This is a genomic window from Streptococcus sp. 3613, from assembly GCF_013277375.1.
GTDB lineage: Bacteria > Bacillota > Bacilli > Lactobacillales > Streptococcaceae > Streptococcus > Streptococcus pseudopneumoniae.
This window is the reverse complement of sequence record NZ_VMMV01000021.1, coordinates 1-11,164: the sequence shown is the minus strand read 5'-3', so window position 1 is coordinate 11,164 and position 11,164 is coordinate 1. Positions and strand designations below refer to the sequence as shown.

The 11,164-nt window shown below is 38.9% G+C and carries 11 protein-coding genes and 1 pseudogene; 10 read left to right on the top strand and 2 right to left on the bottom strand.

The genetic code is table 11. The annotated features are described in order from the left end of the window. Nucleotides 1-48: 48 nt before the first annotated feature. From HT708_RS02480 to HT708_RS11680, 8 genes and pseudogenes are all read left to right on the top strand, one after another. On the top strand, nt 49-1,065 hold the full coding sequence (locus HT708_RS02480; RefSeq protein WP_000771879.1) for a glycosyltransferase family 2 protein: 1,017 nt from the start codon (nt 49-51) through the stop codon (nt 1,063-1,065). A gap of 115 nt (nt 1,066-1,180) precedes the next feature. After that, on the top strand, nt 1,181-3,439 hold the full coding sequence (locus tag HT708_RS02475) for a PavB family fibronectin-binding SSURE repeat adhesin (RefSeq protein WP_172925925.1): 2,259 nt from the start codon (nt 1,181-1,183) through the stop codon (nt 3,437-3,439). Between the two features lie 166 nt (nt 3,440-3,605). Then, nucleotides 3,606-4,304: a response regulator transcription factor gene (locus tag HT708_RS02470; RefSeq protein ID WP_000520643.1), complete on the top strand. Its 699-nt coding sequence runs from the start codon at nt 3,606-3,608 to the stop codon at nt 4,302-4,304. Continuing rightward, nucleotides 4,301-5,353: a HAMP domain-containing sensor histidine kinase gene (locus HT708_RS02465; protein ID WP_000769775.1), complete on the top strand. Its 1,053-nt coding sequence runs from the start codon at nt 4,301-4,303 to the stop codon at nt 5,351-5,353. The genes HT708_RS02470 and HT708_RS02465 overlap by 4 nt, the downstream gene beginning before the upstream one ends. A 194-nt stretch (nt 5,354-5,547) precedes the next feature. Next, nucleotides 5,548-6,159: a 30S ribosomal protein S4 gene (rpsD, locus tag HT708_RS02460; protein ID WP_000092760.1), complete on the top strand. Its 612-nt coding sequence runs from the start codon at nt 5,548-5,550 to the stop codon at nt 6,157-6,159. A 162-nt stretch (nt 6,160-6,321) separates the two neighbouring features. Next, entirely contained in the window at nt 6,322-6,609 is a 288-nt protein-coding gene (locus tag HT708_RS02455; RefSeq protein ID WP_001101480.1) for a type II toxin-antitoxin system RelB/DinJ family antitoxin, read from the top strand. Beyond that, nucleotides 6,599-6,946, top strand: coding sequence for a type II toxin-antitoxin system RelE/ParE family toxin (locus tag HT708_RS02450; protein WP_050261340.1), 348 nt, complete (start codon nt 6,599-6,601; stop codon nt 6,944-6,946). Before HT708_RS02455 ends, HT708_RS02450 begins: the two co-directional genes overlap by 11 nt. Before the next feature lie 88 nt (nt 6,947-7,034). Beyond that, a pseudogene (locus HT708_RS11680) lies at nt 7,035-7,246 on the top strand (IS3 family transposase); the annotation flags it as partial. A 124-nt stretch (nt 7,247-7,370) separates the two neighbouring features. Here the strand turns inward: HT708_RS11680 and HT708_RS02445 are convergent. Beyond that, nucleotides 7,371-8,225, bottom strand: a complete 855-nt coding sequence (locus tag HT708_RS02445; protein WP_054393211.1) for an Rgg/GadR/MutR family transcriptional regulator — start codon at nt 8,223-8,225, stop codon at nt 7,371-7,373. 92 nt (nt 8,226-8,317) lie between these two features. Here HT708_RS02445 and HT708_RS02440 point away from each other — a divergent pair, with 92 nt between their 5' ends. Then, a complete protein-coding gene (locus tag HT708_RS02440; protein ID WP_000722389.1) occupies nt 8,318-9,556 on the top strand; it encodes a caspase family protein in 1,239 nt (412 codons plus the stop codon). Nucleotides 9,557-9,568: 12 nt separating this feature from the next. Then, nucleotides 9,569-10,651, top strand: coding sequence for an N-acetylmuramoyl-L-alanine amidase family protein (locus tag HT708_RS02435; RefSeq protein WP_000868697.1), 1,083 nt, complete (start codon nt 9,569-9,571; stop codon nt 10,649-10,651). A 308-nt stretch (nt 10,652-10,959) separates the two neighbouring features. Here HT708_RS02435 and HT708_RS02430 read toward each other — a convergent pair. Then, nucleotides 10,960-11,164 (bottom strand): transposase (locus HT708_RS02430; protein ID WP_172925924.1); only part of this gene is annotated, 205 nt, incomplete at its 5' end.

Here is an 11,164-nt window from a genome sequence, read left to right as displayed (position 1 = left end):
TTTGATTTTCATTGAGTAAGAAAAATCAGTCCCCTAAAGGAGTAGATTATGAAGTTATTGTCTATCGCCATTCCTAGCTATAATGCTGCAGCCTATCTTCATTACTGTGTGGAGTCGCTAGTGATTGGTGGTGAGCAAGTTGAGATTTTGATTATCAATGATGGGTCTCAGGACCAGACTCAGGAAATCGCTGAGCGTTTAGCCGACAAGTATCCTAACATCGTTAGAGCCATTTATCAGGAAAATAAGGGCCATGGCGGTGCGGTCAATCGTGGCTTGGTAGAGGCTTCTGGGCGCTATTTTAAAGTAGTTGACAGTGATGACTGGGTGGATCCTCGTGCCTACTTGAAAACTCTTGAAACCTTGCAGGAACTTGAGAGTAAGGGTCAAGAGGTTGACGCCTTTGTGACTAATTTTGTTTACGAAAAGGAAGGTCAGTCTCGTAAGAAGAGTATGAGCTACGAGTCAGTCTTGCCTGTTCGGCAGATTTTTGGCTGGGACCAGGTCGGAAATTTCTCCAAAGGCCAGTATATCATGATGCACTCGCTGATTTATCGGACAGATTTGTTGCGTGCTAGCCAGTTCCAACTGCCTGAGCATACTTTTTATGTCGATAATCTCTTTGTCTTTACCCCTCTTCAGCAGGTCAAGACCATGTACTATCTGCCTGTCGATTTCTATCGTTATTTGATTGGGCGTGAGGACCAGTCTGTCAATGAGCAAGTGATGATTAAGCGCATTGACCAGCAACTTAAAGTCAATCGACTCTTGGTAGACCAGCTTGATTTATCCCAAGTGAGCCACCCCAAAATGCGAGAATATCTGCTGAATCATATCGAGATTACGACGGTGATTTCCAGTGCCCTGCTCAATCGAGCAGGTACAGCAGAGCATTTGGCAAAAAAACGGGAGCTGTGGACCTATATTCAGCAGGAAAATCCAGAGGTTTTTCAGGCTATCCGTAAGACCATGCTTAGCCGTTTGACCAAACATTCAGTCTTGCCAGCTCGCAAACTGTCCAATGTCGTCTATCAAATCACCAAATCTGTTTATGGATTTAATTGATATAAGTATTTTATAAGAGGGATTTAAGAAAAATTTTAACTTTTTCTTAGTCCTTTTTAATTTTAGGATATTATACTAGAGTCATCAAATAAAGAAAAACTCTAAGGAGAACCCTATGAAATTCAATCCAAATCAAAGATATACTCGTTGGTCTATTCGCCGTCTCAGTGTCGGTGTTGCCTCAGTTGTTGTGGCTAGTGGCTTCTTTGTCCTAGTTGGTCAGCCAAGTTCTGTACGTGCCGATGGGGTCAATCCGACCCCTGCTCAAGTTGTACCTGAAGAGACATCGGGAACGAAAGAGGGTGACTTAGCAGAAACTCAGGGAGATACTGTTCTTGCTCAAGCGAAACCTGAGGTCGTTGCTGGAAATACGAACTCACTTTCTACACCTACAGAAGTAACTGAAGTGAGCGAGGAGACAAGCCCTTCTCGTCTGGATACACTTTTTGAAAAAGGTGAAGAAGCTCAAGAAAATTCAGAGCTAGCAGATGTCTTAAAAGAAGCTGTAGATACAGCTGATGTGGATGGGAAACAAGCAAGTCCAGAAGATATTAAAAAAGCTGTCGATGAGGATGTTAAAGACAGTATCGATGTCCCAGCGGGCTATCTAGAACAAGCCAAAGCTTCCGGTCCTTTCTTGGCTGGTGTAAACAAACCGCTTAAATATGAACTTTTCGCAGGAGATGGTATGTTGACTCGTCTCTTGCTCAAAGCATCTGACAAGGCTCCATGGTCAGATAATGGTAAGGATAAAAATGAAAAAATTCCACCAGTGAAAAATTTACCTGATGGCAAGTATTACTATCAAGTATCTTTGAATGGTAACACTACAGGTAAGCAAGATCAGGATTTATTAGATACACTTCGTACTAATGGTACAAATACCTATGAAGCTACCCTGACTGTCTATGAAGCAGCCGGTGATAAACCAAATTTGAATAAGGTTGTCAAGGAACGTAAAGTCAATATTACCTTGAACGGTCTTGTAACAAGAAGCGATGTCAAATCTGCAGTTAAAAACAACATCAAAGACAGTATCGATGTTCCAGCAGCCTACCTAGAAAAAGCCAAGGGTGAAGGTCCATTCACAGCAGGTGTCAACCATGTGATTCCATACGAACTATTCGCAGGTGATGGCATGTTGACTCGTCTCTTGCTTAAGGCATCTGACAAGGCTCCATGGTCAGATAACGGCGACGCTAAAAACCCAGCCCTATCTCCACTAGGCGAAAACGTGAAGACCACAGGTCAATACTTCTATCAAGTAGCCTTGGACGGAAACGTGGCTGGCAAAGAAAAACAAGAACTCATTGACCAGTTCCGAGCAAACGGCACTAAAACCTACAGCGCTACAGTCAATGTCTATGGTAACAAAGATGGTAAAGCCGATTTGACAAATGTCGTAGCAACTAAAAAAGTCACTATTAGCATAAACGGTTTAATTTCTAAAGAAACAGTTCAAAAAGCCGTTGCAGACAACGTTAAAGACAGTATCGATGTTCCAGCAGCCTATCTAGAAAAAGCCAAGGGTGAAGGTCCATTCACAGCAGGTGTCAATCATGTGATTCCATACGAACTATTCGCAGGTGATGGCATGTTGACTCGTCTCTTGCTTAAGGCATCTGACAAGGCTCCATGGTCAGATAATGGCGACGCTAAAAACCCAGCCCTATCTCCACTAGGTGAAAACGTGAAGACCAAAGGGCAATACTTCTATCAAGTAGCCTTGGACGGAAACGTGGCTGGCAAAGAAAAACAAGAACTCATTGACCAGTTCCGAGCAAACGGCACTAAAACCTACAGCGCTACAGTCAATGTCTATGGCAACAAAGATGGTAAAGCAGATTTGACAAATGTCGTAGCAGCTAAAAAAGTTACTATTAAGATAAATGTTAAAGAAACATCAGACACAGCAAATGCTTCATTCTCATCTTCTAACTCTGGTTCTGGCGTGACTCCGATGAATCACAATTCTGCTACAGGTGCGACTCATCAAACAGCTGCTGACCATAAGGCCATGATGGCACCAGCCAAAGAGACTGATAAAGCAATGCCAGCAAATGACCAAATGGAAAAATCAGGTATGAAGACTGAGACTCCAGCTCCAAGTACTACAGATAGCATGCCTGCTGACACCATGACAAGCTCTACCAATATGATGGCAGGTGAAAACATGGCTGCTTCTGCTAATAAGATGTCTGATACGATGATGTCAGACAAGATGATGTCAGACAAGATGATGTCAGATGATAAAGCTATGCTACCAAATACTGGTGAAGCTCAAACATCAATGGCAAGTATTGGTTTCCTTGGGCTTGCGCTTGCAGGTTTACTCGGTGGTCTAGGTTTGAAAAACAAAAAAGAAGAAAACTAATCAGCTAAGGAAATAAATGATGGATAGTGGGCTGACTAAGGCTAGTTTACCAACTCAATCAGCAATCAGGACTTTCTTTCAATAGCAGATTAAAATCATCGTAAAACAATAAAAATAGTGTTATACTTAAAGCAGTATAGCACTGTTTTTATCAAAGGAGAGACAGATGGGAAAGACAATTTTACTCGTTGACGACGAGGTAGAAATCACAGATATTCATCAGAGATACTTAATTCAGGCAGGTTATCAGGTCTTGGTAGCCCATGATGGACTGGAAGCGCTAGAGCTGTTCAAGAAAAAACCGATTGATTTGATTATCACAGATGTCATGATGCCTCGGATGGATGGTTATGATTTAATCAGTGAGGTTCAATACTTATCACCAGAGCAGCCTTTCCTATTTATTACTGCTAAGACCAGTGAACAGGACAAGATTTACGGCCTGAGCTTGGGAGCAGATGATTTTATTGCTAAGCCTTTTAGCCCACGTGAGCTGGTTTTGCGGGTCCATAATATTTTGCGCCGCCTTCATCGTGGGGGCGAAACAGAGCTGATTTCCCTTGGCAATCTAAAAATGAATCATAGTAGCCATGAAGTTCAAATAGGAGAAGAAATGCTGGATTTAACTGTTAAATCATTTGAATTGCTGTGGATTTTAGCTAGCAATCCAGAGCGAGTTTTCTCCAAGACAGACCTCTATGAAAAAGTCTGGCAAGAAGACTATGTGGATGACACCAATACCTTGAATGTGCATATCCATGCTCTTCGACAGGAGTTGGCAAAATATAGTAGTGACCAAACGCCCACTATTAAGACAGTTTGGGGGTTGGGATATAAGATAGAGAAACCGAGAGGACAAACATGAAACTAAAAAGTTATATTTTGGTTGGATATATTATTTCAACCCTCTTAACCATTTTGGTTGTTTTTTGGGCTGTTCAAAAAATGCTGATTGCGAAAGGCGAGATTTACTTTTTGCTTGGGATGACCATCGTTGCCAGCCTTGTCGGTGCTGGGATTAGTCTCTTTCTCCTATCGCCGGTCTTTACGTCGTTGGGCAAACTCAAGGAGCATGCCAGGCGGGTAGCGGACAAGGATTTTCCTTCAAATTTGGAGGTTCAAGGCCCTTTAGAATTTCAACAATTAGGCCAAGCTTTTAATGAAATGTCCCATGATTTGCAGGCAAGCTTTGATTCCTTGGAAGAAAGCGAACGAGAAAAGGGCTTGATGATTGCCCAGTTGTCGCATGATATCAAGACTCCTATCACTTCAATCCAAGCGACGGTAGAAGGGATTTTGGATGGGGTTATCAAGGAAGGAGAACAGGACCATTATCTAGCAACCATTGGACGCCAGACGGAAAGACTCAATAAACTGGTTGAGGAGTTGAATTTTTTGACCCTAAACACAGCTAGAAATCAGGTGGAAACGACCAGCAAAGACAGCATTTTTCTGGATCAGCTCTTGATTGAGTGCATGAGTGAATTTCAGTTTTTGATTGAGCAGGAGAGAAGAGATGTCCACTTGCAGGTAATCCCAGAGTCTGCCCGGACTGAAGGAGATTATGCTAAGCTTTCTCGTATCTTGGTGAATCTGCTCAATAACGCTTTTAAATACTCTGCTCCAGGAACCAAGCTGGAAGTGGTGGCTAAGCTGGAGAAGAACCAGCTTTCAATCAGTGTGACCGATGAGGGGCAGGGCATTGCCCCAGAGGATTTGGAGAATATTTTCAAACGCCTTTATCGTGTCGAAACTTCGCGTAACATGAAAACAGGTGGGCATGGTCTTGGTCTTGCGATTGCGCGTGAATTGGCTCATCAATTGGGTGGGGAAATCACAGTCAGCAGCCAGTACGGTCTAGGAAGTACCTTTACCCTCCTTCTCAATCTCTCTGGTAGTGAAAATAAAGCCTAAAACCCCTTTACAAATCCAGCTATTCATGGTAAAATAGATTTTGTGTGAAATATCAGCAGGAAAGCATGAAGCTCGTCAACAGGTGTCTTATGATAAGTAACCTTGGCTGTTTAGGCGAAGGGCATCTGCACGAATCAGGGCTTTCTAAGTGACTATTTCCACCGAAATATTATTTATATCAGGAGGACATTCACATGTCACGTTATACAGGACCATCTTGGAAACAATCTCGTCGCCTTGGCCTTTCACTTACAGGTACAGGTAAAGAATTGGCACGTCGTAACTACGTACCAGGACAACACGGACCAAACAACCGTTCTAAATTATCAGAATACGGTTTGCAATTGGCTGAAAAACAAAAACTTCGTTTCACTTACGGTGTAGGTGAAAAACAATTCCGTAACTTGTTCGTACAAGCTACAAAAATCAAAGGCGGAATCCTAGGTTTCAACTTCATGCTTCTTTTGGAACGTCGTTTGGATAACGTTGTTTACCGTCTTGGTCTTGCGACTACTCGTCGTCAAGCTCGTCAATTCGTAAACCACGGTCACATCCTTGTTGACGGAAAACGTGTTGATATCCCATCATACCGCGTAACTCCAGGTCAAGTGATCTCAGTTCGTGAGAAATCATTGAAAGTTCCAGCAATCCTTGAAGCAGTAGAAGCTACTCTTGGACGTCCAGCATTCGTATCATTCGATGCTGAAAAATTGGAAGGTTCATTGACTCGCTTGCCAGAACGTGACGAAATCAACCCAGAAATCAACGAAGCACTTGTCGTTGAATTCTACAACAAAATGTTGTAATATTTTATTAAATAAGATAGGCTGTAAAGCCTTGAAATTAAGCACTTTGGGGCGTTTTCCCCTAGTGCTTTTTGATTTCTCTTAGTATCCAGCTATAATCGTCTATACGTAACTAGACCTGTATAGTTCAAAGTGATATAATAGTCTAAAGGAGGTGCTACCATGAATGTTTTAGAAAAAAACACACAGGTAAATTTTAAGACTAACAGAGACTTGTTAGAGAAAGCTAAAGCTATTATCACAGCGCAAAATCTTGATATGACAGCCAGTTTTAACTTGTTTTTAGAACACATTGTAGAAAATAAAGCCTTGCCATTTGAAACTCAAGTAGATAAAGAAAGAGAAGAACTTCTATCAAGGTTGCGTGCTGAAATTGCTCGTAGCTTTGAGGATTTAGAACATGGAAGAACTTACAGTCTTGATGAAGTGAGGGCTAACCTTGGAATTTAACGAGAAGGCATATAGCATCATTATCTCCGAAACGGTACAAGAACAGCTAAGAGGTATTAAAGATTATATCTCAGCTAACTACTTTTCAGAACAGGCAGGAGCAAACACAGTTAAGAATGTTCTTTATGGTTTGGAGCGTCTTGAAGTCTTCCCAGAAGCAGGATTTGATGCTGACGAAAGAGTAGGAGGGATTATATACCCACCCCACAAAACTCGATGCATCATTTTAGGAGATTACCTAGCATTCTATCATATTTTAGAGGACAGAAAAGCTGTCTTTGTATCAGATATTATTCATAGCAAGCAGGACTACATCCGCTTGCTCAAGAAAAAATAGCGCCTATATATGAACTGCACCCCAAAAGTTAGATTTTTTCTGTCTAACTTTTGGGGTGCAGTTCAATTGGAATGTCCTTATTTTTATTATGGGATTGACAAATGAGGTTAAGGTTCAGATCTATGAACTTAGAAAGCAAGTACAAATCTTTAATCAGCTTTCAAAAAGATTTTGTGTAGATGTTTCGGGCTAAGGTATGTGACAAGATGAATTAATCGTTATGGAATAGAGAGTGTTAAAAATGGGAAGAATCGTTACTATTCCCCTGAATTAAAACAAGAAATAATCAATAAAAGCCTATATAATAACAAATGTATTAAAACTAAGAAAGACTTAGCTCAGTGTAATACAGAACCAAATCTTATAGATAAATTATTTGTCTAATTTTTTAGGAATTATATCTCTAAACAATATCATTTAACAATTAAATTGTTAGATCTAGCTTAAATTTCTGGTTTAATTCATTTATTGTATCACTATCATTATATTCCTTAAATATTCTCATAGCTTTAGAACATTCTTTTTTACCTAACTTTATTTGATTAGTTTTTATAAGATAAATACCTTTTAGGAAGAGTAAATAATTCTTTTCAAAATAATATCCTTGTCTGGTCAGTAAATTTTCTAAATCATCTATAAAAAATTGAGCGTTATTTAACAAATTATTTTTTAATAATAATTCTAAATTAAATAAATATAAAGGAATTACTCTATGTGTTCCCATATTTGTTTTTAAAAAATGTCGTGTTTTCTTGATTACCGCTCTATATAATAAGCTTATGGTTTTAGTGTTCATAAAAAACACCGAATTATAAAAAATTTTCAGTTCATACTCCATCCAAGTATCTACCGAAAGCAAATACTTTATTATCTCATTGCATTTAGATGTATTATAAGGAAGATTTACAAGGCGATTAATCTGTTGTTCAGCAATCAATTTTATGTGAAAATTGCATAAACTTCTTTCCTGCTTTTGTTTTAGCTCTATTTTCTTTATTAGTTCTTGTAACAAAATGATATCTGAAGAGTTTACAGCATGTTCTAATTCTTCAAAAAAGCATTCTTTTTTGGAATAATAGCAATGAACTAATTCTTCAAATTCCGAAAATGATATCCCCAGGCGATTTAACAATATGTAAAAATGATCAATAGATAATTTTGTAATCCCATTTTCGAAACGAGAAATAGTTGACTCACTAATCTTATCACAAGCCAAATCTTTAAGACGAAAATTTTTTGAAATACGGATATCCTTTAAAACTGCTCCAAAATTTTCCATAGTATTCCTCTTCCATTTCTGCAAAAAATAAAACCTGTTTTTTTATTTGTGATATGATTATACAAAAATAAAACAGAAAGGACAATATGATTATGAAAAAAATTTTATTGTCATCAGTTGCTTTACTGAGCCTAGTGGCAACACTACCAGTAAATAGTCCAGTTTCTGCTCAAGAATCTATCTCTCCCAAGTCTTATAGTCACTCTAATGGCAGTTGGATTCAATCGAATAGCCGTTGGTGGTATAAACACTCTGACGGTTCTTACACTAAAAACGGGTGGGAAAAGATCAATGAAACCTGGTACTATTTTGATAGTGAAGGTTGGATGAAAACAGGTTGGTTTAATGAATATGGAAATTGGTATTATCTAGATACTAGTGGTGCTATGAAAACAGGATGGTGTTTGATTTCTGGTAGTTGGTACTATTTAAATACTAGCGGTGTCATGCAAACTGGCCTACAGACTATCGAAGGAAAACAATATTATTTGGCTGCCAGCGGTGCTATGCAGACAGGTTGGCACAATATTGGAGATGATACTTATTTCTTTGCTAGTAGTGGAGCAAGACAAACGATTAATCGCCGTGCTTTAGTTCTTGGTGAAACATCAACGAGAGCAGTACCTATCGAAGACGTTAATGCTATGGAAAAGGTTTTTGGTAACCAAAACTTTAGTAAAGTTGTTCGTTTCCCAGATAAAACTAAGTCCGAGATTATTGCAAAAACGCAAGAGCTTTTCAAATCTTCTATCGAAAGCGATGTGAACTATCTTTACCTTACTTGTCATGGAGGAAGAGACGGAAGAATCTATCTTGGTAGCGATGGTCAGACATTTTCAGGCTGGGAATTGGCATCTATACTGAAACAATATAAAGGTAAGTTTGTGGTTATGCTGGATTGTTGCTATTCAGGAACAATTATAGATGTAGGTAAGTCAGACAAAAAGGTTGCCTCCAAGTCTGAAGAAAAATTTGATGAACAAGCATTTTTGGCAGGATTTTCAACAGGAGATGTAGCAAGCAAGAATGGTGAAATGCTTGATTCTAAATTCCTCGTACTATGTGCCTCTTGGAAAGGCGAAGAATCGTATAGTGTAGTCGGAGTAGGTAGTCTTGCCACCAGATACTGGGCAATGGGTACAGGTTGGGATTCACTTCAAAATAGAATGATTTCGCCTATGGCAGACACCAATACTAACGGAAAAATTACTTTAGAGGAACTGTATCAATACTCTTATCCTCTAGTCCTTGAAGCTGCATCACAAATTCACGAAGAGCAACATGTATCAGTTTATCCTAAAAACAGTCAATTTGTTTTATTCCAAAAATAAGGAGTTAAGAAAATGAAAGTATCAAAAAAAATCACACTATTTGGTTTATCTCTAGCAGGTCTAGCTTTATTAGCTTTCCCTCATTCAGGTCAAGCCTTTGAGTTGGAAGAAGAATGGGTTATTAAGGGTGGGGTTAAGTATCAAGATGGCAAAATTCTTCGATTTAACAATGGCCATGAAGTGGATATCAAAGTCTTGGATTTGCCAAAAACTGAGAAAATCGAGTGGACGGTTAGTCTCAATGGTCAAGATCAGACTATCAATTTCCTAGGTCAAGAAAAGGACAAATCTATGGTCGGTACAGAGGGGCGTTACCTGAATTTCTATGTACCTTATGGCTATAGAGGAGATATCAAGGTAGAAGCCAAGAGCGGAAATGAAGTAAAGACCTGGTCCACTAAAGTAGTAGATGATGTATATAATGATGGCGGAAAGAGTGGTTACTTCCGTATTGACGAATCAAATGATCAACACACCTACCTTGATGCAAAATGGGACTATCAAACTAAGACCTACACTGCTACCTTACCAGAGACTCTCAATGGTCAAAAAGTGTTTGCTTGGGAAGACGACTATGTAGAATTGAAACTTCAAAAACCAGGAGTTATCAGTCATTCCTACAGAGGGGGAGGAGCCTTCAAAATACTTTATCCGATTCTAAAAGCAGAAAGCTGGCTAAAAAAGAATTACAGTGAAAAGTGGTACTATCAAAAACAAGGTCAATTAGTTAAAAATGCTTGGGTTAAGGACAAGGGAACTTGGTACTTTATGAATGATAAAGGAGTCATGTTCAATCAAACTTGGCTCTATCAGGGTGGCAACTGGTATGCCTTTAAATCATCAGGAGCTATGATTGCTAGCAATTGGCTATATGATAATAACTCTTGGTATTACCTAAAGGACTCAGGTTCTATGGCGACAGGTTGGATCAAAGATAGTGGATCTTGGTATTATCTAAACAACTCAGGTTCTATGGTAACAGGATGGGTAAAAGATAGTGGATCTTGGTACTACCTTGCTTCAACTGGTAAGATGCTTCACAACACCTATACACCTGATGGTTACTATGTAGATGCCAGTGGCGCTTGGAAATAAATTTTAAACAGAGAAAATCTACTGAGAAGGTAGGTTTTCTTTTTTAGTCAGTGAATAATATATAGTAGATTGAAACTAGAATAGTACATCTGGACTTCTAAAACATTACTAGAAATTGATTTGATTGTCCTGATTGATTTGTCCTATTTTTATTTCATTTTACTATAGAATAAAGTAGATCAGAAATTTAGCAGGGTTATTCTCTTTTACTAACAATCTGCTTACAAAAATTAAACAAGAGTATTTTAAAAATTAGACCCATTGTGAACTTTAGTAGTAAACAAAAATCTGGGAAAAAAGTTTTATAGTCATTTAGTTTTTAAAAAGCGTTCCAAACATTCAAAAATAGTTGGAACTTCCCTTAATAAATCCGTCACTTTCTTTTTCAAGATAGCCCAAGCTTGCTCAATAGGATTCAAATCTGGTGAATATGGCGGTAGAGGTAAGAAAAAGTGTTTATATTTGTTGTAAACGGATTGGACGGGGATGGTTTCGGGGATGAACGGATAGTGG